This is a genomic window from Arthrobacter sp. ISL-30, from assembly GCF_018613855.1.
GTDB lineage: Bacteria > Actinomycetota > Actinomycetes > Actinomycetales > Micrococcaceae > Arthrobacter.
In genome coordinates this window covers 101,066-121,771 of sequence record NZ_JAGGPK010000012.1, presented here as the reverse complement: position 1 = coordinate 121,771, position 20,706 = coordinate 101,066, and the positions used below count along the sequence as shown (strand labels likewise).

Annotated in this window: 20 protein-coding genes; 9 read left to right on the top strand and 11 right to left on the bottom strand. The window is 63.3% G+C overall.

Translation table 11 applies throughout. From position 1 onward, the window contains the following. The first annotated feature begins 227 nt into the window (after positions 1 to 227). Complete coding sequence (locus J7E82_RS05305; RefSeq protein ID WP_214861182.1) at positions 228 to 1,424, top strand: acyltransferase; 1,197 nt, start codon at positions 228 to 230, stop codon at positions 1,422 to 1,424. On the opposite strand, the gene J7E82_RS05300 is transcribed toward J7E82_RS05305, so the two are convergent. Next, positions 1,408 to 1,758 (bottom strand): hypothetical protein, encoded by a 351-nt coding sequence (locus J7E82_RS05300; RefSeq protein ID WP_214861180.1) that lies wholly within the window; start codon positions 1,756 to 1,758, stop codon positions 1,408 to 1,410. The two genes, J7E82_RS05305 and J7E82_RS05300, sit on opposite strands and share 17 nt — an antisense overlap. Positions 1,759 to 1,859: 101 nt before the next feature. Then, positions 1,860 to 2,840, bottom strand: coding sequence for a WXG100 family type VII secretion target (locus J7E82_RS05295; protein WP_214861178.1), 981 nt, complete (start codon positions 2,838 to 2,840; stop codon positions 1,860 to 1,862). 91 nt (positions 2,841 to 2,931) lie between these two features. Here J7E82_RS05295 and J7E82_RS05290 point away from each other — a divergent pair, with 91 nt between their 5' ends. From J7E82_RS05290 to J7E82_RS05280, 3 genes are all read left to right on the top strand, one after another. Beyond that, entirely contained in the window at positions 2,932 to 3,531 is a 600-nt protein-coding gene (locus J7E82_RS05290) for a putative glycolipid-binding domain-containing protein (RefSeq protein WP_308113625.1), read from the top strand. Between the two features lie 231 nt (positions 3,532 to 3,762). Then, entirely contained in the window at positions 3,763 to 4,464 is a 702-nt protein-coding gene (locus J7E82_RS05285; RefSeq protein WP_214861174.1) for a hypothetical protein, read from the top strand. Between the two features lie 69 nt (positions 4,465 to 4,533). Continuing rightward, positions 4,534 to 4,959, top strand: coding sequence for a ChaB family protein (locus J7E82_RS05280; protein ID WP_214861172.1), 426 nt, complete (start codon positions 4,534 to 4,536; stop codon positions 4,957 to 4,959). A gap of 30 nt (positions 4,960 to 4,989) precedes the next feature. Here the strand turns inward: J7E82_RS05280 and J7E82_RS05275 are convergent, their stop codons facing one another. Both J7E82_RS05275 and J7E82_RS05270 read right to left on the bottom strand, forming a co-directional pair. Beyond that, positions 4,990 to 6,030 carry a nitronate monooxygenase gene (locus tag J7E82_RS05275; RefSeq protein WP_214861170.1) on the bottom strand — a complete coding sequence of 347 codons (1,041 nt, stop codon included), beginning with the start codon at positions 6,028 to 6,030 and terminating at the stop codon, positions 4,990 to 4,992. Positions 6,031 to 6,142: 112 nt separating this feature from the next. After that, positions 6,143 to 6,958: an oxidoreductase gene (locus J7E82_RS05270; RefSeq protein ID WP_214861168.1), complete on the bottom strand. Its 816-nt coding sequence runs from the start codon at positions 6,956 to 6,958 to the stop codon at positions 6,143 to 6,145. Positions 6,959 to 7,106: 148 nt separating this feature from the next. Here J7E82_RS05270 and J7E82_RS05265 point away from each other — a divergent pair, with 148 nt between their 5' ends. Next, a complete protein-coding gene (locus J7E82_RS05265) occupies positions 7,107 to 7,709 on the top strand; it encodes a TetR/AcrR family transcriptional regulator (RefSeq protein WP_214861166.1) in 603 nt (200 codons plus the stop codon). A gap of 75 nt (positions 7,710 to 7,784) precedes the next feature. Here J7E82_RS05265 and J7E82_RS05260 read toward each other — a convergent pair whose 3' ends face one another. The 5 genes from J7E82_RS05260 to J7E82_RS05240 form a co-directional block, all read right to left on the bottom strand. Further along, positions 7,785 to 8,060: a DUF4190 domain-containing protein gene (locus J7E82_RS05260; RefSeq protein WP_214861164.1), complete on the bottom strand. Its 276-nt coding sequence runs from the start codon at positions 8,058 to 8,060 to the stop codon at positions 7,785 to 7,787. Positions 8,061 to 8,231: 171 nt separating this feature from the next. Next, the gene (locus tag J7E82_RS05255; RefSeq protein WP_214861162.1) at positions 8,232 to 9,050 is read right to left on the bottom strand and encodes an alpha/beta fold hydrolase; all 819 of its coding nucleotides are present in this window, start codon (positions 9,048 to 9,050) and stop codon (positions 8,232 to 8,234) included. A gap of 65 nt (positions 9,051 to 9,115) precedes the next feature. Continuing rightward, on the bottom strand, positions 9,116 to 9,673 hold the full coding sequence (locus J7E82_RS05250) for a hypothetical protein (RefSeq protein ID WP_308113624.1): 558 nt from the start codon (positions 9,671 to 9,673) through the stop codon (positions 9,116 to 9,118). Between the two features lie 58 nt (positions 9,674 to 9,731). After that, complete coding sequence (locus tag J7E82_RS05245) at positions 9,732 to 10,373, bottom strand: PadR family transcriptional regulator (protein WP_214861160.1); 642 nt, start codon at positions 10,371 to 10,373, stop codon at positions 9,732 to 9,734. A gap of 150 nt (positions 10,374 to 10,523) precedes the next feature. Next, complete coding sequence (locus J7E82_RS05240) at positions 10,524 to 10,991, bottom strand: SRPBCC family protein (RefSeq protein WP_214861157.1); 468 nt, start codon at positions 10,989 to 10,991, stop codon at positions 10,524 to 10,526. 136 nt (positions 10,992 to 11,127) lie between these two features. On the opposite strand from J7E82_RS05240, the gene hrpB reads away from it, so the two are divergent. The 3 genes from hrpB (at position 11,128) to J7E82_RS05225 (ending at position 16,949) form a co-directional block, all read left to right on the top strand. Continuing rightward, positions 11,128 to 13,863, top strand: coding sequence for an ATP-dependent helicase HrpB (gene hrpB, locus J7E82_RS05235; RefSeq protein WP_214861155.1), 2,736 nt, complete (start codon positions 11,128 to 11,130; stop codon positions 13,861 to 13,863). Between the two features lie 46 nt (positions 13,864 to 13,909). Further along, positions 13,910 to 14,665 carry a M50 family metallopeptidase gene (locus J7E82_RS05230; RefSeq protein WP_214861295.1) on the top strand — a complete coding sequence of 252 codons (756 nt, stop codon included), beginning with the start codon at positions 13,910 to 13,912 and terminating at the stop codon, positions 14,663 to 14,665. A 94-nt stretch (positions 14,666 to 14,759) separates the two neighbouring features. Then, the gene (locus J7E82_RS05225) at positions 14,760 to 16,949 is read left to right on the top strand and encodes an elongation factor G-like protein EF-G2 (RefSeq protein WP_214861153.1); all 2,190 of its coding nucleotides are present in this window, start codon (positions 14,760 to 14,762) and stop codon (positions 16,947 to 16,949) included. A gap of 8 nt (positions 16,950 to 16,957) precedes the next feature. Here the strand turns inward: J7E82_RS05225 and J7E82_RS05220 are convergent, their stop codons facing one another. Continuing rightward, positions 16,958 to 17,632 carry an alpha/beta fold hydrolase gene (locus tag J7E82_RS05220; RefSeq protein ID WP_214861145.1) on the bottom strand — a complete coding sequence of 225 codons (675 nt, stop codon included), beginning with the start codon at positions 17,630 to 17,632 and terminating at the stop codon, positions 16,958 to 16,960. A 98-nt stretch (positions 17,633 to 17,730) separates the two neighbouring features. Between J7E82_RS05220 and J7E82_RS05215 the strand changes: the two genes are divergently transcribed. Further along, positions 17,731 to 19,467, top strand: a complete 1,737-nt coding sequence (locus tag J7E82_RS05215; protein WP_214861143.1) for an alpha-glucosidase — start codon at positions 17,731 to 17,733, stop codon at positions 19,465 to 19,467. 49 nt (positions 19,468 to 19,516) lie between these two features. Here the strand turns inward: J7E82_RS05215 and J7E82_RS05210 are convergent, their stop codons facing one another. Continuing rightward, entirely contained in the window at positions 19,517 to 20,623 is a 1,107-nt protein-coding gene (locus J7E82_RS05210) for an SIS domain-containing protein (protein WP_214861141.1), read from the bottom strand. Between the last annotated feature and the right edge of the window lie 83 nt (positions 20,624 to 20,706).

Here is a 20,706-nt window from a genome sequence, read left to right as displayed (position 1 = left end):
GGAGGAAGGAAGCGTGGCGGCCTCGACAGCACCAGCGGCGCCGGGTTAGCCGGACTCAGGCTTCGTTCAGTCAAGTCGGTAATACTTGGACGGAAATACTTGGACGGAAATACTTGGACGGGGGCCCGGACGTGGCGCCCGCAACCACATTTCATGTCAACAGGGGTCGGTTTTTGCCTTGATTCACTGAAAGTTGGAACCGGCCGGATAGAGGCACCGGAGGTTATGTGACGTTACTGGTCAACGGAACGGTCGCGACGGCGGACCAGCAAACTAGAGTGCGCCCAAGGCTGGACGGCCTGGATGCTCTTCGCGGCGCCGCCGTCGGTGCTGTCCTATTGGGACATTCCTGGCCCGGGATATTTCAAGGTGCCGGCATCGTTGGCGTCATCGTCTTCTTTGTGTTGAGCGGTTACCTCATCACAGGCGTGCTGCTCAGGGACGTCGAACGGCATCGCAAAATTCGTTACGGTCGTTTTTATGCCCACAGGGCCTTCCGCCTGTTGCCGGCCCTTATCTCCTTCCTTGGCGTATACGCCGTCGTTGAATGGACGGCAGACGTCCTTGGGGATCGATCCAAGGGAATCATCGGTTATACCCTCCTGGCGGGTTTCGGCTACCTCAAAGATTTGCCGCTGCCCTTCGATGTCAGCCTGGCCATCGGGCCGCTCTGGACGCTGGCGGTGGAAGAACAGTTCTATTTGATCTGGCCGGCACTGCTGGTCCTGGCCCTGCGAAGTAATCGTCAGGGACGGCTGATTGGCTGGTCTGCCGCCGTCGTCTTTTCCCTCATGACGGCGAGTGTGCTGGCGATGCTGATCCTGGCTCCGCATCTTCACTCCCTGGTTTATGCGCTGCCGACGACGTGGGGTCTCGGCCTGATCGTCGGTTCTGCATTGCACCTTTACAGGATCCGTGTGTTCAGCTGGTTCTCCGGGCACCGGCTCAGAATCTCAGCCCTGATCGGCTCGATCCTTGTCCTGGCCGCGCTGTTCTTCTTCCCCAAGGCCAACGAAGCACCGTTCTTCTTCTTTGTTGGGGGCCCGCTTGCCATGGCCGCCGCTGCCGTCCTGGTGGTACTGGCCGCCTCGCGTACCCGGGTGATGCCGAAGTGGACACGCTGGTTGCAGGCCTTGGGCACGGTTTCCTATGCAGCGTATCTCTGGAACTATGTCATCATTCTCTGGCTCAATGACGGATCCACAGCCGATCTGCCGCCCCTGGTCGCTGTGTCGGCAATCCTGCTGACCCTGCTAGTAGCCGCCATCAGCCGGCACACTGTCGAAAGGCTGGGACGCATCGCGCGCGATCGCTTCGACAAGTGCTATCCGGACCGGAGGCGGTCGACCGGAACGGAAAATCATGCAATTGGGCACCAGTCCGCCTACAAGGGCCGGCAGGGTTCAACTACTCCCGCCAGTTGAGAAAGCCCTTGTGGCCTTCCAGCGGCGCGAGGACGACGTCGCGGCCGTACTTCTTTTTCGCTTCCTTGCCGAAGAATGCATCCGGGGTGATCCGCACCGCTTTGGCAACCTTGCCGTCCTTGAGGAAAATGAACAGCGCCGGGGAGGCTGTGTAACGCTTCTCCTTGGTGATGGGTTCGCCGAAGGCCGCTTCGATGTCCGTTGCCAGTGTCCCCTCTGTGACGAATCCAGCCTGGTCCCAGTCGAAATCGGTGACGTCGGCCAACTTTAGCTCGGTGCCGGTTGTCGCCGCCTCAAGCACGCGGCTGTTCAGTTTTTCGTTTCCTTCAGGCATGGTGTTTCCTCCAATTGAGCATCCGGTCAGGGCGCAGACGAGCATGAGGCTAAGCATGATCAGCAGGTGTTTGCAGGCCTTCGGCCCCTGTAGCGAGAGGGTCAAGACGTTGTCCTGGATTCGTCGTTGAATTCGGGATCGTGGCCGTCGACAGGAGGCGCGTTGTTTGCATCCCCGGTCTGCTCCATGGGGACTTCGTTTGATGGGTGTGGAAGCAGGTCCTGGCCTACAACTACAGTGTCGCCGTTCCTGACTGCCTGCTCGATCAGGGTGGCGAGCTCTTCTGCGCTGGCATCGGGGTTTGCCACTGCGATATTCCTGCCCACCTCATTGTTGTAGAGGTCCATAGCTTCGCGCGGGCCGGGATTCCCCGGAAGCTGCTCGTGGGCTGTCGCGTAGTCCTCTGCCCATTCAGCCCCGTATTCCTTGACCATGAGAGCGTTCCAGTATGCGTGCCTGAACGCATCGTTTTGGTCGTCGTTTTGATCGGGGCTGGGGAATCGCTCGTCCGCCGACTCAAAGGCGTCGTCATGGATGTCCTTGAAGGCGTTCATTTCAAGCGGGCCGAGGCCGTTGAGCAGCTCCGCCTCCTTCTCAGTGACGGTTCGCTGGTCCACCACAAACCGGAGAGGATCCCAGTCTGAGGGCCATTCGGTGGTACCGGCGTCGCTGACCTGGTATTTCTCGAGGATCTCTTCGGGCGTGGGCCTGTCTGACGCTGGCTGGCCTTGCTCGCCATTTCCGGTGGGAGGGCTCCCTGCATTCGCCGGGGCGGAGGCCGTACTTACACCTGAGGCACCAGTGATACCTGAAACGGCGATTGAGGCCGACTGCTGTTCCTCGGCATTTATCAAGGCCCGCTTGGAGGCTTCCTCCATGCCCCGCGATGCCTTCTCAATCATCGGCCGTAGCTTGCTTTGCCACTCAGCTGCAAACTGTTTGGCGTCCTGACCCTGCCAGTACTGGCTTTGGCCGATGAGGGAATCCAGTTCGCGGGCCTTGCCGGAGAGGCGTGTGGCCCCAGTGGCCAGTGACTTTGAGAGAGCTTTGAGTTGTTGGACGTCTGCGCCGTAGAAAGACATTCTTCCCCCTAGAGATGTACCCGTTCATCCTGTGTTACAGCAGCGCAGGAGGCAATGGGGACAAGTATCCACACGCAGGCGTCTCCTATCCATGGCCGTCGGGACTGGCATCGGGAATGATCGAACAATGTACAGTGACCGAGTGGCCCGCCTCACGTGGGTTGATGATTCTGAAACTGGATTTGAGAATCTGGTTGTGACGTATGGTGCGGGACGGATTGTCGCGGCCGGCCACGTTGTCGGACCCGCAGAAACGCCCTTCGAGGTTGACTACCTTGTTCAGTGCGATGAGTCGTGGAGGACTCGGCTTGTCCGGGTCACCGACGCTGCAAATGGGCGACATGTCACTTTGCATTCGGACGGTGACGGGAATTGGACCGACGAAAGCGGTAATGCCGTTTCCGCAGCGGCAGGGGCGACCGACGTCGATATCAGCGCGACACCGTTCACTAACACCCTCCCGATCCGGCGGGTGGGCCTGCCGATCGGCGGCCATATAGACATTGTCACCGCCTACATAGCCGTCCCCGAGCTCGTCGTGTCAGCCGACGTCCAGCGGTACACACGCATTGCCGAGAGGACTTACCGGTTCGAGTCCCGCGATAGTGACTTTACGAGAGACATCATGGTCGACGGCGAAGGTTTCGTCCTTGATTACCCGGGACTGTTCACCCGACGGTTTGACGACTGACCGCGCCCCACTGTGGGCATGCTTCCGCACTTTATCGGCAGCGACGCAGTCAACCTATCGTCACACAGTGGCCGAACTGGCCAACATTCTGCGGAAACTCAGAGTTCCAGCGTTTTGACTAAATGTCCCGACTGGCAACATGCGAGAAAACCCAGCAAGCTAAGTAAGTAGGGGGTTAGTAGGGGTGCTGGCGATACGCACTCCCGCGGAACAGAAAGGCCCCAAAATTCCGTGCCAAGACCCAAATGGCAACCCAATCCGTTAATCCGCAGATACCTCAAGACCGATCACCCCGCCCGGACAGACGCTAAAGACCTCGGCGAGCTCAAGGCGGTCCAGCCCACTAGCCGACGAGGGGACGGGGCGCCCCTCCTGGGCGATAACCAGGTCTACGTAGTGAAATACGGGACGAAGTACCATACGGCGTGGTGCAAGGTCGTAGCAGACAAATGGGACCAGGCACCCAGGAGCCTTCTCGTGACCCTGTTGGCCGACGTTGGGGCACGGACACGGTGCAAGGACTGCGACCGGCACTTGACGTCCGCCACGGTGTCCTCTCCAATGGAACACAAAATGCACCATCCGCCCACCGTGGAATCACCGCCAGCAGCAGCGGTGATTCCCCTGAGGGTTGTTGGGGTCGCCCATGGGATACTGTTCCTGGCGGCCGGGCCGGAATATCGGGGACGCCTTAAGGAGACTGCCGTGGAGCCGGCCACCCCCTTGTTCGTGGATGGACGGCGTGATGGGGTAGTGATGCGGCTCGACGCCGCCCGCGACGAACCCCTCCTGGTTGTCCAGCTGGATCCCCGCGCCATCTTCTGGGATGGACCCTACCAAGTGCGCCTGCGTCGTCCGTTGCAGCGGTCGGCCACCAAGCCCTATGCCATTGAGTCAGTTGAACCGGCACCTTCTGACCCCGGCAGTCCCTAACAGAAGCCCGCGCGCCTAAGCTGGTTCCATCGGGATAATCAGCTTGCTTATAATAGGAGTGTGGGTGTCATGCCCAAGACCGGCAAGAACGATCACGCCCGCAAGGAAGAGCTTCCCTCGACCCTGCGGCGCTCTGAGCAGAAAGCCCAGGATACTTTCGCCAAAACCTACGATTCCGCACTCGAGTCCTACGATAACGACGAGCGCCGTGCCGCCCGTGCAGCGTACGCATCGCTAAAGCACAGCTATGAGAAGGTGGGCGACCATTGGGAGCCGAAGGAGAAGCGTGGGCCCTCCGACAAGCATGCTGAGGAGGGACTTGATTCATCTGAACCAACCGCCGGAGGCGTGGACGCAAATGCCTCAAAGGAGCACCTTTACAAACGTGCCCAGGAACTGAACATCGACGGCCGTTCGAAGATGGATAAGGACGAGCTGGTCAAAGCACTGCAGAAAGCCAATGAAGCTGCAACCCGCAAGGCACGCGGGGACTAGCCCACTCGTTGCGGGCTATAGGGTTGCCGCCTAGGGGGTGAGGGACCGCAGGATGTCCATAGCCGAGCCTTCGATGGTTCGGGCATAGCCTGTTCCTGCCCAAAGATTGACTCCATGAGCGTCGCCGACTTGTGCCGCGGCTGTTCGGATGGGAGTCGTCATGTGATGAACCTCGGGATACCCGGCAGGCGCCGACGCATCGTGGTCCTTCATGAACGCATTGGAAAGTCCTCGGGCGTACCTTCCTGTAAATGCCCTGGTCACTTGCGTGGTTGTGAACTCGGGGGAGGAAAGGGCTGACCGGTGGACCGGTCGCGTGCCCGCCTCGACAGCCCGGAGGAATGCAGTTCCCGCTTGGACAGCTACCGCCCCGGTGGCAAGTGCCTGTTCGGTATCAGCAGCCGTGACTATGCCGCCTGCGGCAATGACAGGAAGCCCGACCGCATTCAGAACCTGCTGCAGGAGGGGAACAAGGGGAGTTTCGTTGACGGGGGCAGTCGCCTGGAATGTTCCGCGATGGCCGCCTGCCTCGGGGCCCTGAACACAGAGCGCGTCAGCACCCGTTTCCGCTGCCGCAACGGCTTCGGCCACCGTCGTGACGGTAATAATCACGGAAATTCCAGACTCCTGCATCCTCCTGACCACCGCCGCCTTCGGGGCGTCAAAGGCGAACGAGACTACGTCCGGGGCCAGTCTTTGAACGACTTCGAGCTTGTTGTCCCAGTCGTCATCGTCAAACTTGGGGGGTCCAACTTCAACGCTATATCGCTGCGCGTCCACGGCGAGCTCTGCAGCGTAGTCATGCAATTGCGCCGGGTCGGCGAACGATGCCTGGGGGACAAACAGATTGACGCCGAAGGGTGCCGACGTGAGATCGCGCGTTCGTGAAATCTCACTCTCCACCTGTGCGGCGCTCTTGTAGCCGGCGGCAAGGAAGCCCAGGCCTCCGCCTGCACTCACCGCTGCTGCCAGCTCGGGTGTGGAGGGGCCGCCGGCCATTGGGGCCTGAAGGAGTGGCCGTTCCAAGGAGCGGAAGTCGGTGAGACGCCCGCGGTTGATGGATGGAGACATTCGGACTACCCGCTTTCCTTGAGGCTGTGTCCGGGGGACCGAGTAACGCTGCGCAACGTCCCGTCGGCCGCTCGCTTCATTCTTCCATCGCTGTGGGTATCAATATCTTGTCCTAGCTGGGCAGGTGGTTCAGCTTGCGAATCTGACTGTCGAACGCCGGGCTGGGGACGTATCGACGCAGCAGGCTGACCCGCCCCACACGGGGGCCGGCGGTGTATCGGAGCTTGGGCTTGGCGTCCTTGGCAGCAGCGACGACGGAAGCAGCGACCACGGACGGTGCGTCTCCATCCTTGACGGCTCCTGCCATATATTCGGTGAAAATCTCCCGCTGCCTGGCATAGGCCTCCAGCGGCTTGTCGGCCTCCAGGTTGTTCAGGTCGAACTCGGTGTTGGTCCAGGCCGGCTGGATGAGCAGGGCGCGGACTCCATATTCACGGACTTCGTGGTCGACGGACTCGGTGTATCCCTCGATGGCGTGCTTTGAGGCCGCGTAGGTGGCCATGTAGGGCTGGGGGATGAAGCCTACGATCGACGAGATGTTCACGATGCGGCCGGCCTTCCGGGCACGCATGTGCGGCAGGACGGCCTTGGTCATGCGCATGACGCCGAAGACGTTGATGTTGAATACCCGGCGGTCCTGCTCCACTGAGCTTTCTTCCGCCGCTCCCGAGGAGCCGATCCCTGCGTTATTGACCAAGACGTCGATCTTTCCGAACCGGTTAATGACCTCCTTCACCGCGCTCTCTACGGAGTCGTCACTGGTCACATCGAGATCAATGAAGGTGACGCCTCGGGGTGCGCTCAGGCTCGCAGACTTGCGGCTGGTTCCGATTACTTCGAAACCTGCCTCGACCAGTGCCGTCGCCGTGGCCTTGCCGATTCCCGATGAGGCCCCCGTTACGAGTGCTACTGGCCGTGCTGTTGTCATCTTGGGCTCCTGGCATTGGGTTGAATAAGCGTGACATGACTGTAGCACTTATTTCTAAAAAAGGAACAACGATGGTCTATTTGATTGCGAACCTGCAGCGTGGGCGTATCCTTTGGGAAACTTATAGCCAATAGGATGGGAGATTGCCGTGGGTCGAGCGTTGCGGGCCGATGCCGAGCGGAGTGCGCGCGCGATTCTCGAAGCTGCTGAGCGACTACTCGCGGAAGATCCCGGCGCGTCGATGGAGCAGATTGCCGAAGCGGCGGGCCTGACCCGGACGACTGTGCACAGACGGTTTGCCAACCGGCAGGCGCTCACTGATGCCCTCGCCGTCTCCGCGAAGCTCCAGCTCGCCCAGGCCATCGAAGCGGGCAGCCCCGACACAGCTCCTCCGCTGATTGCCCTGTACCGCGTTACCTCGAACGTGCTACGGACCAAGAGTGCTTGGAGGTTCACGCTCGGCAATCCCTTGGCCGATACCAGTGCCGCCGCGGCCATCTGGGACGAGATTAACGCCCGATGCCTCCAACTCCTCAGTCGGGCGCAACGCGAGGGGTTGCTCGATCCGGCTGCTGACCTCGAATGGACACGTCAGGTGTACTACGCGCTGATGAGCGAGGCGCTTCGGAGGCCCGGCGGGGACGAGGGCTCGGACGCACCGGATGTCGACGCGCTGGCCACACTCGTCATCGACACATTGCTGCATGGTGCTGGACGGGCAACTGAAGTGCGGTCCGGCGCATTGCGCTGATTGCGTGCGCCGGCGGGGGAGAGGGCAGCAAAAAGTCCCGCCCATTCTGGGACGGGACCTTTGCTTTCGGACCTACTAGTTGTATTGGCTCGCGGCTGCACCCACCATGACAATGATGAGCATGATCGCGAAGGCCATGGAAACGTAGCCGATGACCAAGGCTGCGATGGCCAGGCCGCGACCGCCCTCACCGGTGGTCTTGATCTGGTTGAGGGCGATGTGGCCCAGGATGACGCCGAGCAGGCTGACGAAGAACGAAGAAATCAGCGCGACGATGGCAAGCGTGTTGGTCTTGGCCGGCGCGGGCGCATAGCCCTGGTATTGCTGCGGCTGATACTGCGGAGAAGTCATGAGTGGTGCCTTTCAATATCCGAATATGTGGGTCCCCCGGCCCGCAATTGCGGAGCGGCAAAACAAAAAGTACCAACAAATCCGGCAAAATAGACGACTCCAGTAAATATTGCCTTCCAAAAAACTCCCATTCCCCCAATGAGAGAGCGAGCCCTCTCTTATTGTGGATGTCTAGGCCCAGGCGTCCGGCTCGCCGAAAAAGGTATCCACGAAATCCAGGACTGCGGGGTGGGCCGGATTGATCAAGTGTCCACCTTGAACCAGCACCGTCCTGGTAAATGGCAAGGCACCCGACAGACGGGCATTTACCAGCCGGCAGGCCTCAGGCGAATCCTCGGCGGAGATGATCAGTGCCGGCCTGCGGATCTCGGCCAGTTCGTCCTCGCCCAGTTCCAAGGCTTGCTCACTAAGGTCCATGCCCCTGCCGTTCATCTCAGCGAGGACCGCAGGGCTGGTCGCGGCAAATATCTGCTTGGCCTCGTCCGGGAGCGAATCCCAGGAGTGGTCGCCCAAGGCTTCCCTGATCACTGTCTCCGCGGCCAGTCCGGGTTGGTCAACCGTATATTCAAGTGCTTTGCTCCGAAGATTGCGGGCCCACTGGGAAGCGTCAGGGTCAATGGTGAACAGGGCAGGCTCCAGGAGAACCAGCGCTTTTACTTTGTCAGGAAAATGGCGGGCCAGTTCAAGGGCAATCAGGCCGCCGCTGCTGCGGCCGACCACCACTGCCGGCCCTGCACGCAGGGCTGCCAGGACGGCTGCGGAGTCGTCGACGTGATCCACCAGGTCCAGGGCTTTAAACGGCGCCGGCGGGGCGCTGCGGTAGAAGCCCCTGCGGTCGTAGATGATGCACCGGCCATGGTGGCCGAGTTCCCCGGCGGCGTCTGTCCACATGAACGCTGAACCGGGGGTCCCATGAATGCCCAGGATGGGGATACCGTTGCCGTGTTCTTCGTAGTAGAGATCAACGCCGTTGACGCTAAGTCGGGGCATGTCAACAGGGTAGGTCTGCAGCCAATTCAGCGGAAGGGCTGCCGGCAGGGTGTAAGACCAGGCCGCTATTCGTCGTCGACGGCGGGGAGGAACCGGCCGTTCCGGATCCGGGATTCGCCAAAATCGATCTCCGCCGGCTCAATTTCCCGTATTCCGTCGGCTCTCGATTTTGGCCTGCCCACCGCCACGTGCGGTATCCAGCGGGGGGACCTGAAACCGAGGGCGGGTGAGCTGAGAATAAAATCGTCGATGTTATCCACGAGCAACTCGTCCAGCAGCCGGTGCAGGCCTTCCATGAGGAAGACCTGATAATCATGCACCCGTTGGGGCACATCCACTTCGAGCGCGGACACCCAGCCGCCGCCCAGCCTGATCAGCCTTTCGGCGTTTCCGGTGAAGCCTTCCAGGACCGGGAGGCCCTGCAGCCAGGCAACAGTCCTGCGGGTGGTCTCCGCAGGACTGGTGTTGCCTTTGGTCCACTCGGCCACGTCCCGGGAGAAGTCCTCAAGGACTCCCACGTGCAGCAGGGTCAGGTGCAGGCCATGCCGGCCGCGCAGTGCATTGACGTAAGTTCCCAGCGCCTCGTAATCGGACGGAGAGGATCCAAAGCGGAGGACCGGCACCTCAACTGTGATGCGGGGAGGCGGGTGCTTCCCAACACCTTCTGGCTCTCCCCGAGTGCTAGTCGGCGAGGATGTGGTAGAGCGCCCGGCGCGCTTCATCGATTTTCTCCGCGGCGGCATTGCGCTGCTCATCGCTTGCAGCCCGGAACTGATGGATGACGCGCATGAGCTTGCCCACGCTCTGATGAAACGCCGGCATTGAACCCTCGGCATCAGCATTCCAGGCGCTGCTGAGATCCTCAGCATGCTCGGCAACGTAGGCCTTCCCCGCGTCGGTCAGGGTGAATTCCGTGCGTCGCCCCTCCCCAACGGGTTCGATGAGCTCTTCATCAACCAACTGCTGGAGTGTGGGATAAACAGAGCCAGGGCTTGGACGCCACGCTCCGGAAGTTTTCTCGGCAATGGTCTGGATCAGCCCATACCCGTTGGAGGGTGACTCCGCCAGGAGGGAGAGAATCGCCCAGCGAACATCGCCCCTGCTGGCCCGTCGAAACCCGCCAGGACCAAACCCCGGTCCGAAGCCGCCGGGGCCGAAGCCACCCGGCCCAAATCCGCCGGGCCCAAAACCAGGGCCAAAACCACCAGGCCCAAATCCGCGTCCACCATGCCCATGGGGACCGCGACGGCCCATGCCACGCTGGAAGCGCCCTCCCATCAGGGGGCCGCAATCTGTGAACTTGTACTCATACATGCCTTTCATGGCTGCATCACCCTTCTGCGTCAGCTCGGGCTCACGGTGAACACCTCACAGTGGACACCTCACCCTGACAACCAAGTATCGTTCGATACTCAACGATATATCGCTGACTATCGTCTTTCAAGGGCTGATTAGCCGTTCAGGCTGACGCGGTTACTCCTCGACCTCACCTCCCTCAACGCTCCCGCGCCAAGCCCCGGTTTCGACTTCCCTGCCTTCGATGAATGCCTTGAAGCGCTGGAGGTCATCCTTAACCTGGCGGTCATCGAGACGCAGCGACGCTCCTAATTTCTCGAGAGCGGATTCGGGCTCCCAGGTCAGGTCGACGTTGACGCGGGTCTCAGTGGCGCTCAGGGGCTCGAAGGAAATGGTGCCCGAGTTTTGCGGGCCTTCCACGCTTTCCCAGTGGATCCGCTCATCCGGAATCTGCTCGATGATACGGGCCTTGAAATCCCGGCGAACCCCTGCAATGTCAGTCTTGAATTGCACGGTAGTGTCGTCGATTTGCGAAACGGATTCGACGCCTGACATAAATCGAGGAAATTCCTCGAATTGCGTCCATTGGTTGTAGGCCTGGCTTAGAGGGACATTGACGTCCACGGATTCCTGTACATTGGCCATGACTAAATCACTCCTTCACCTACCGGGCAGGCCCTGAATGATTTCCGGGCCCTGAGCCCAGTTCCAAGCTAGAGCGATATGCAAATGCGTTCAAGGACCACGGCGCAGGACCAGCCGGTGCAGGCACAATGGATAGGTGCCCCTCCCGCTCAAACCCCTCGACCCCTCCGGCTTGGAAGGTCCCTTCGACCTGGAGGCCATCGGGACCGGCCTGGCCTTTGCAGACTCAGTCGGGGAACTCGCGGCGGCGCTGCTTGGGGGAGGAACCGAAGGAACAGCGGGAAGCGCTGTGGTGCAGGCACCTCCCGGGACAGGCAAAACCACGCTCGTTCCGCCACTGCTGGCCAACCTCGCCGCCAGAGCCGGCACCAAGGAAATAAGCCCGCGCGTCGTTGTGACCCAGCCCCGACGCGTTGCCGCGCGTTCCGCGGCCCGCCGCCTCGCCGCCCTCGACGGAAGCGTGCTCGGGGACCGAGTGGGTTACACAGTCCGCGGAGAACGCAGCGCGGGACGGAACACGATGGTCGAGTTCGTCACCCCGGGAATCCTGCTGCGGCGCCTCCTGGTCGATCCGGGCCTGGAGGCCGTCGACGCCGTCATCCTCGATGAGGTCCACGAACGCGGCCTGGAGACGGACCTGCTGATCGGCCTGCTCTGCGAAGTACGCCAGCTCAGGGAGGACCTGACACTTGTGGCCATGTCGGCCACCCTTGACGCGCCGCGGTTCGCCGCCCTCATCGGAGGCAGCGGCGCCGAAGGCAGCGGCGTAGGGAATAACGACGGCGGCGGGCCGGTTCCCGTCGTCGACTGCCCCTCTGCGCTGCACCCGCTGCACTTGGCGTGGACACCGCTGACCGGGCCTCGGCTTGATGCGCGCGGGGTGACCCATGCCTTCCTGGAGCATGTGGCGGAGACGGCCGCAGCCGAACACGCGCGAGCACTGGCTGGCGGCCTGGACATTGACGCCCTGGTGTTCCTTCCGGGCGTGCGGGAGGTGTCGTCCGTTGCAGCCCGCCTCCGCGATCGAGCGGACACCGGCGTCGAGATCCTGGAACTGCACGGCCAGGCCGCTCCGGCGGTCCAGGTTAGGGCTGTCTCCGGCAGGAACCCGGGCGACCTGCCGCGGATCATCGTCTCGACGGCGCTCGCGGAATCCTCCGTGACCGTGCCGGGCGTCCGGCTGGTGGTGGATTCCGGACTGTCCCGGGAACCGCGCCGTGATTCCAACCGAGGCATGTCAGGCCTTGTCACGGTGTCCTGCTCGCGGGCGTCTGCCGATCAGCGTGCCGGGCGAGCAGCCCGGCAGGGTCCGGGCCGGGTAGTGCGCTGCTACGACCAGAAGGCCTTCGGTGCGGCACCCGCTCATCAAACTCCGGAAATCGTGGTGGCGGACCTCACGGGCGCGGCGCTAATCCTGGCTTGTTGGGGAGCACCAGGCGGCCGCGGCCTGGCTCTTCCGGATGCACCGCCGCAAGCGGCTATGGAGGATGCCCTTGAAGTGTTGAGGGAGTTGGGCGCCACGGGGCCAGACGGATTTGCAACCGAGCTGGGAAGGACGCTCGCCAGTATTCCGGCAGATCCGCGGCTGGCTCGAGCCCTCCTGGACGGGGCAGCCGTCGTCGGTCCACGGACAGCGGGGGAAGCCGTGGCCCTGGTAGCCGGCGATCAGCGGGCCCCCGGTGCTGATCTTCTGGGGTTATTGGGCAGCCTCCGCACGGGGAAGGACCCAGGATCGCGGCGCTGGGCCGAAGATGCCCGACGGATGGAGACCATCGCCCGTCAGGTACAGACCGGCCAGGTGCCAGCGGGCCCCGCCCCCTCAAGCGTTGCGGGCCCCGCCCGCACACCAAACCGACCCGTCGGACTCCTCGGGCCGGGGGAAGCCGTGGGCTTCGTCGTCGCCCTCGCGTTCCCGGACCGGGTAGCCCGACGCGTCCCGGACTCGGCCCAGGAGCAGTACTTGTTGTCTTCCGGCACCCGCGCTGGCCTTCCTGCCGGAAGCCCCTTGTCCGGACACGAGTGGCTTGCGGTCGCGGAAGTATCGCGCGCCCAAGGCCGCGAGGCCGCCGGAACCGGTGCGGTTATCCGCTCTGCCCCACCCATCTCGGCCGAGGGTGCGGAGACGGCCGCCGGAGCCCTCCTGCGCGACACCGTGGATGCCCGGTACAGCCAGGGCCGGGTTACGGCACGACGGGAACGCCGACTTGGCGCGATCGTCCTGTCTTCCACGCCCGTTCGTCCCAGGCTGGAGCAGGGACGTGCGGCGGTGGCCGAGGCGCTTGAGAGAGACGGGTTGGGGACCATCGGATGGTCGACGGCGGCGGAGGCGTTACGGCGTCGACTTGCCTTGGTGCATCGGCAACTGGGCCAGCCTTGGCCGGAAGTTTCGGAACCTGCCCTGCTCGCACGGCTGGACGACTGGCTGGCACCAGAGCTTGAGGCCCTTGCTATCGGCGCCCCCGCCCACACCATCGATCTCACAGAGCCGCTGCGGCAGCTGCTGCCTTGGCCCAAAGCGGCGCGGCTGGGTGAGCTGGCACCGGAGCGGCTGGAGGTCCCCAGCGGTTCCCGGGTGAGGATCGATTACCCGGCGGTGGAGGACGACGACGGACGGCCGGTGGTCGCTGTCAAGCTGCAGGAGTGCTTCGGCTGGGCAGAGACGCCCAGGCTGGTGGACGGGAGAGTGCCTGTGTTGTTCCACCTGTTGTCTCCCGCGGGTCGCCCACTTGCTGTAACGGACGATCTTTCATCCTTCTGGGCCGGGCCCTACTCCCAGGTCCGTGCAGAAATGCGGGGCCGCTATCCGAAGCATCCCTGGCCGGAGGATCCATGGACTGCCCGGGCAGCTGCAAGGACCAAAGCCAGGATGTGACGCCCTGGGAACTGTTCACAGGCTTCTTCACTAGGATTCTCCAGTGATGAATACCGAACTGCTTCCCTCCGACGTGGCCTCCGACTGGTGGCAGGCGATCCTGAGGGGGCTGACGGCGCGCGAAATTCCCGCCCTCACGGCGCCGGTAGTGCTGGCTATGCTTGCGGCGGCCGTTGTGTTGAGCATCCCCAGGGCTACGTGGCGCTGGTTTGGACTGTATGTGACGTTCGTGCACGAGCTGGGCCATGCATTTGCGGCCCTCATGACTGGCCGCTTCGTCCATGGACTCAGGATCGGGCTTGACCATTCCGGGCAGCTCGTCAGCAGTGGGCGGGGCAGGCTCGGCGCGGCATGGTCCGGTTTCTGGGGGTACCCGACGCCTGCAGTGGTTGGTGCGGCCCTTGTCTCTTCGGTGTCGGCAGGATGGTCCGGAATCGCCATGACCGTCGGCGCACTGCTGCTGTTGCTGGCATTGATTTTCCTGCGAAACCTCACCGGGATCCTCGTCGCCGTGTGCAGCGCGGCGACCGCCCAGGCGATGGTCATGTTCGCCGGCCCGCTAGCAGTGAGCTATGTCGCGCTGGCGCTGGGAATCGCGCTGGGCGTAGGCGCCGTCCGTGACTTTTTCAAGGTGACCGCCGTGCACACCCGCCGGCGTCATCGGCTCGCCACGTCAGATGCCTACATCCTCGCGCGCTCCACGGGGGTTCCGTCTTTCCTCTGGCTGTCAGGATTTGCGGCCGTCATTGCCGTCTCCACAGCGCTCTCCGCGTCCCTGGTCTGGGGGATGCTTTCGGCCTAAGGCGCAGGCCCGGTCTTGCCGTCTGCGATTTGAGGGTGTGGAATCTGTTAGCAAGGGACGGCGCGGATGACTGTTACGACGCTAGGAGATGCTCATGTCGGTGAAAGGTGGCCCGACGAAGGGCGCGAGCCGGGGAAGCACCGATCCACGACGTGGTGAGGGAGCGGCCGGCATATCGCCCGAACGGCCTGAGGACATCCGCAATGTCGCACTCGTGGGACATTCGGGCGCCGGGAAGACAATGCTCGCTGAGGCGCTGTTGTTTTCGACCGGAACCATAACGCGCATGGGGTCCATCACCGACGGCACCACGGTGGGTGATTCGGACCCGGCAGCTATTCACCAGCAAAGGTCAGTGGCGCTTTCCGTGACGCCCCTGGTGTTCGACGGCACCAAAATCAACCTGCTCGACACCCCCGGCTATGCCGATTTCATCGGCGAACTGCGCGCAGGCCTTCGAGCAGCGGACACGGCCCTTTTTGTCGTATCAGCCGTCGACGGCGTCGACGCCGCGACCACTGCGCTGTGGAGTGAGTGCGAGCGGGTAGGGATGCCGCGTGCGGTGGTGATCAGCCGACTGGACCATCCGCGGGCCGATTATGACAAAGTCCTCGCCGAATGCAGGCAGGCCTTCGGCGATTCGGTGATGCCCCTCTACCTGCCCGTGCGCTCGGGAGGCACGGTCAACGGGTTGCTCGGGCTGCTTTCAGGGAACGTTTCGGATTATTCTTCCGGAGATTTCCACCCTGCCATAAGGCCTGCGAGCGCCGACGAACTGGCTGATGCAGAAGCCGCGAGGGGCGAACTCATCGAGGGGATCATTGCCGAGAGCGAGGACGAGACGCTCATGGACCGGTACCTGGGCGGCGAGGACATCGACTTCGACGTCCTCGTCAGCGACCTTGAAACGGCCGTCGCCCGAGGATCATTCTTTCCGGTCCTTGCCTCCTCGGCGGTGACGGGACTTGGCCTTGATGAGCTGCTGGAAGTGCTGAACCGCGCCTTCCCCTCTCCACCCGAATGCGTAATGCCGGCCGTGACCAATATCGCGGACGCCCCCGTCGAAGAGTTGAGCTGCGATCCTGACGGACCCCTCGTGGGCGAGGTAGTGCGCACCACGGTGGATCCTTTCCTCGGCCGGGTCTGCCTGGTTCGCCTGTTTTCCGGGACGCTCCGCGAGGACTCGGCGCTGCATGTCGCCGGACACGGACTGGCTGAGCGCGGGCACCCCGACCACGACAGCGACGAACGGATCACCCATCTATACTCCCCGCTGGGAACCAGCCTCCGGCCAGTGCCGTTCACGGTCGCAGGGGACATCTGCGCCCTTGCCAAGCTGGCCAGTGCCGAGACGGGGGACACGATATCCGCAAAGGAGATGCCGCTCCTGGTCGAAGCGTGGGATATGCCCGAGCCCCTCATGCCCGTGGCTGTCGAAGCGGCAACACGCAGCGATGAGGACGCCCTCGCCAGGAGCCTTGGCAAGGTGGCGGCCGGCGACCCTACCCTGCGGGTGGAACGGAACTCCGAAACCCACCAGCTCGTCCTGTGGTGCATGGGTGAGGCCCACGCGGACGTAGTGCTCGACAGGCTCCGTGAGCAGGGTGTGAAGCTGCAAACGGTCGACGTCGTCACGCCGCTCCGTGAAACCTTCGCAGGCCGGGCCGCAGGTCATGGACGGTATGTCAAGCAGTCTGGAGGCCACGGCCAATACGCCATTTGCGATATTGAGGTAGAGCCCCTCGAACGGGGTCGCGGTTTCGAGTTCGTCGACAAAATCGTCGGAGGCGTGATCCCCGGTCCGTTTATTAGCTCGGTCGAGAAAGGCGTGCGCTCGCAGATGCAAAAGGGCGTGTCAGCCGGGTTCCCCGTTGTGGATCTGCGGGTCACCCTGGTGGGCGGCAAGGCCCACAGCGTCGACTCGTCAGACGCCGCGTTCCAGGCAGCAGGCGCGCTGGCCCTGCGGGAGGCCGCCGCCGCCACCCGGATCCAACTGCTCGAACCCGTTTCGTCCGTCACGATCAGTGTCCCGGATGACTACGTTGGCGCCGTCATGAGCGATTTGTCCTCCCGGCGGGGACGGCTGACGGGAACCACGTCATCAGGCGGTGACAGCACCGAAATCGGCGCCGAGGTACCCGACGTCGAACTCTTGCGCTACGCCATCGAGCTTCGTTCGCTGACTGCGGGAACCGGCCAATTCCGCCGGCAATACCTGCGCCACGAGCCCGTGCCGCCGAATGCGTCAGTGGTGCGGGGCAACGGCGCCACCCCCAACGCCTGACCGCGTGATCAGCTGTGGGCTCGCAGGAACGCCGCCACGGGCGCGCCCACTGACGCCCCGACGTCGTACTGGCTCCTCTTCATCCCTGCAACCGCGAACGAGTGGTCGCCTTCCAGCCATTCGAGGGTGGCGTTCGGACCGATCCGGTTGACGACGCCTTCCAGAAGCTCGGGAGTGGCAAAGGTGTCCTTCGTGCCCTGCAGGAAGAGCATGGGCAGGGTCAGGCCGTACAGGTGCTCGTCCCGAAGCTTGTCCGGCTTGCCCGGCGGATGCAGGGGATAGCCGAGGTAGACCAGGCCTGCAGCGGGCATGCCCTCGGCCACGGCCATTGAGGCCATGCGTCCTCCGTAAGACTTGCCGGCGGCCCAGACAGGCCCGTCGTCCGCATGTCCTGCGGCCCGATCTGTGGCGAAATCCATGGCTGCCCGCCATGCAGTGATCGCGGCCGGCGGGCGGTCGGGGAATTTCCTGCCCGCCTCCCGGTAGGGGAAGTTGAAGCGAAGGGTCGCGACGCCGGCGTCGTTCAGGGCACGCGAGAAGCCGGCGAGGAACGGGTGGTCCATTCCGGCCCCGGCACCATGAGCAACAACGAGGGTGGCAAAGGGCGTATCAGGCCGCTCGTAGATGGCGGAAACGGCGGCATCGCCGACCGTGATCGTGACGGGGGACTCTGTGATCGGCATGTATCAATAATGCATCCCGCCGCTCGCCCCTTCGGGCCTTGCCGTTTTGGACCTGCAGATACAGGCTGGAGGTGCCGACAACCTGGGAGGACCAGCAGATGAGTGCAGAAGCACCTGGCACAGCTGAAATTGGAAACCAGCAACGGGAGTGGTTCCGCAGCGCGGTGGTCTACCAGATCTACCCTCGCAGCTTCGCCGACTCGAACGGAGACGGCATAGGGGATCTCCGCGGCATCATCGGCCGACTGGACTATCTGGAGAAACTCGGCGTCGACGTTGTCTGGCTATCGCCCGTCTATACTTCCCCGCAGGACGACAACGGGTACGACATCAGCAACTACCAGGACATCGACCCCGTGTTCGGTTCGCTCGAGGACCTCGATGAACTCCTGCGCGGCCTGCATTCGCGCGGAATGAAGCTCGTCATGGATCTTGTTGTCAACCACACCTCGGACGAACACTCCTGGTTCGTAGAATCCAGGTCCGCCAAGGACAATCCCAAGCGGGACTGGTACTGGTGGCGCCCTCCCCGCGAAGGCCGTCCCCCGGGTCCGGGCTCCGAGCCTAACAACTGGGGTTCGGCATTTTCCGGACCGGCCTGGGAATACGACGAAGCCACAGGGGAGTATTACCTCCACCTTTTCTCCAGGAAGCAGCCGGACCTGAACTGGGAGAATCCGCAGGTCCGGGCGGCGATCTACGACATGATGAACTGGTGGCTGGACCGTGGCGTGGACGGATTCCGGATGGACGTCATCAATTTCATTTCCAAGGACACATCGCTCCCGGACGGCGTGAGGACCCCCGGAATGCTGTATGGCGACGGCAGCCCCTATTACATTTGCGGGCCGCGGATTCACGAGTTCCTGAAGGAAATGCACGAGGAAGTCTTCGCAGGCAGGGACAAGGAACTCCTGACGGTGGGGGAAATGCCCGGGGTTACCGTGCAGGACGCGGTACTGTTCACCGATCCGGCCAGGAACGAAGTGGACATGGTGTTCCAGTTCGAGCACGTCGCAGTGGATCAGGAGGCCGGCAACAAGTGGCGGCCCAAGCCACTGAAGCTGACGGAGCTAAAGGCTTCCCTCGGCCGCTGGCAGGCGGGCCTTGCGGACCGCGGCTGGAACAGCCTGTACTGGGGAAACCACGACCAGGCCCGGGCGGTGTCCAGGTTCGGCAACGACGGGAAGTATCGGGAACTCTCCGCGAAAATGCTCGCCGGGATCCTGCACCTGCACCGCGGCACGCCATTCATCTACCAGGGCGAAGAGCTGGGAATGACCAACATGGCCTTCGGGGCCATCAGTGACTACCGCGACATTGAAGTCCTGAACCATCACCGCGAGGCCACAACCCACCTCGGGCATACCGACGCCGAGGTGCTGGCCGCGCTTGCGCCGCTGAATCGGGACAACGCCCGGACCCCCGTCCAATGGGATGCCACAAGGCATGCAGGTTTCACCACCGGGGCGCCGTGGATTGTGGTCAACCCAAACGCGAACCACATCAATGCGGCCGCACAGGTGGACGACAGCGACTCCGTCTACAACTTCTACCGCCGCATGATCGAACTGCGGCACAGTGACCCGGTGGTGGCGCACGGGGACTTCACCATGCTCCTGCCAGACGACGAACACATCTATGCCTTCATGCGCTCGCTGCCCGGCAGGAAGCTGCTGGTGGTGGGGAACTTTTCCGACGCCGAGCACACGGCCGACGTCGATGCCGAGTGGACGGGGGCAGCCCTGGTCATCGGCAACTATCCCGACGCCGGGCCGCCCACCGGCACCGGAATCCGGCTGCGGCCCTGGGAACTGCTCGTCCTCGCGGGCTAGGCACCTCCGGCGCCCGGCCCGGCCACTCCGGCTCCCCGCCACCCGCCGGCTACCAGGTTTCGGTGACCTTACGCAGTCCGCGGGGCGCGTCGGGGTCGTTCCCGCGGGACAGGGAAAGCTCCAGCGCCAGCCGCTGCAATGGCAGGATCTGCAGGAGGGGCGCGAGTTCCTCCGGCACGTCCGAGGGGACCGGCAGGAAGAGGCCACCGGGAACCGCAGCGGCCGAAGCGGCCTCGCCCACGATACATACTGGCGCGCCGCGTTCTGCCAGGCGGTCCAGGACAGGGCTCATGGCACGGCCCCCCGGGCCATGAGACAGCACGGCGATCACCGGATGCTGGGCATCGATCATGGCGAATGGTCCGTGCAGCAGGTCCGCCCCTGAGAACGCCTGGGCCGGCAGATACGAGGTTTCCATGAGCTTCAACGCGCCCTCGCGTGCCGTCGGGTAGGAGTAACCGCGTCCGGTGAAAACAACGCGGTCCGCGAAACGGTACTGCGCTGCCACCGCAAGGACCCCATCGTCGTCGAGCACCTGGGAGGCCAAAGTGGGCAATCCCTCGGCTTCAGCTCCGGATCCCCCGCGCCAGGCGTCAATCAGGAGCCACAGCGACAGCAGCTGGGCGGTATAGCTCTTGGTTGCGGCGACGGCGGTTTCAGGTCCCGCGCCGATCTCCAAGTGGTGCTCGGCAGCGCGGGCGAGGTCAGACGTCGGCGCATTGGTCAGTGCTATCGTCAGGGCGCCGCAGCGGCGGACGGCTGCAGTGGCCTCGACGAGGTCCGGCGAACCGCCGGACTGGCTCACCGCGAGCCAAAGCACTCCGTCCAGCTGCGGCTTTGCCCCATAGGCGGTGAGGGTCGACGGCGACGCCAGGCCCACGGGGAGGCCAAGGCTGATTTCGATGAGGTACTTCGCGTACAGGGCTGCATGGTCGCTGGTGCCGCGCGCCGCCAGCAGTACGAAACGGGGAGCCGCCTTCCTGATTGTCGCGGCCATCTGGCGGAAAGGGTCCGATCCCTCAAGCAGGCGGCCGAGGACCGCAGGCTGTTCGAAGATCTCCCTGGTCATCCTGCTGCCGGCTGCTTCGGCACTGGCGGCTGTTTCTGTGGTGGCGATTTGAAAGGAGGCCGGGGCGGCGGCGGGAGTGACTGTCATGGTTCCTGTCTGCTTCGGGTCGGTTTCGTGAAGGGTCGAGTGAAGAAGGGTCGTGGGCGGATCGCTGCGGCGAGGATCAGTGG

Coding starts and splice junctions, on each gene's coding strand:
- J7E82_RS05300 (WP_214861180.1), bottom strand. CDS start 1,758: ATGCCTGAAGGAAACGAAAAACTGAACAGCCGCGTGCTTGAGGCGGCG.
- J7E82_RS05295 (WP_214861178.1), bottom strand. CDS start 2,840: ATGTCTTTCTACGGCGCAGACGTCCAACAACTCAAAGCTCTCTCAAAG.
- J7E82_RS05290 (WP_308113625.1), top strand. CDS start 2,932: ATGGCCGTCGGGACTGGCATCGGGAATGATCGAACAATGTACAGTGAC.
- J7E82_RS05280 (WP_214861172.1), top strand. CDS start 4,534: ATGCCCAAGACCGGCAAGAACGATCACGCCCGCAAGGAAGAGCTTCCC.
- J7E82_RS05275 (WP_214861170.1), bottom strand. CDS start 6,030: ATGTCTCCATCCATCAACCGCGGGCGTCTCACCGACTTCCGCTCCTTG.
- J7E82_RS05270 (WP_214861168.1), bottom strand. CDS start 6,958: ATGACAACAGCACGGCCAGTAGCACTCGTAACGGGGGCCTCATCGGGA.
- J7E82_RS05260 (WP_214861164.1), bottom strand. CDS start 8,060: ATGACTTCTCCGCAGTATCAGCCGCAGCAATACCAGGGCTATGCGCCC.
- J7E82_RS05255 (WP_214861162.1), bottom strand. CDS start 9,050: ATGCCCCGACTTAGCGTCAACGGCGTTGATCTCTACTACGAAGAACAC.
- J7E82_RS05245 (WP_214861160.1), bottom strand. CDS start 10,373: ATGAAAGGCATGTATGAGTACAAGTTCACAGATTGCGGCCCCCTGATG.
- J7E82_RS05240 (WP_214861157.1), bottom strand. CDS start 10,991: ATGGCCAATGTACAGGAATCCGTGGACGTCAATGTCCCTCTAAGCCAG.
- J7E82_RS05230 (WP_214861295.1), top strand. CDS start 13,910: ATGAATACCGAACTGCTTCCCTCCGACGTGGCCTCCGACTGGTGGCAG.
- J7E82_RS05225 (WP_214861153.1), top strand. CDS start 14,760: ATGTCGGTGAAAGGTGGCCCGACGAAGGGCGCGAGCCGGGGAAGCACC.
- J7E82_RS05220 (WP_214861145.1), bottom strand. CDS start 17,632: ATGCCGATCACAGAGTCCCCCGTCACGATCACGGTCGGCGATGCCGCC.
- J7E82_RS05215 (WP_214861143.1), top strand. CDS start 17,731: ATGAGTGCAGAAGCACCTGGCACAGCTGAAATTGGAAACCAGCAACGG.
- J7E82_RS05210 (WP_214861141.1), bottom strand. CDS start 20,623: ATGACAGTCACTCCCGCCGCCGCCCCGGCCTCCTTTCAAATCGCCACC.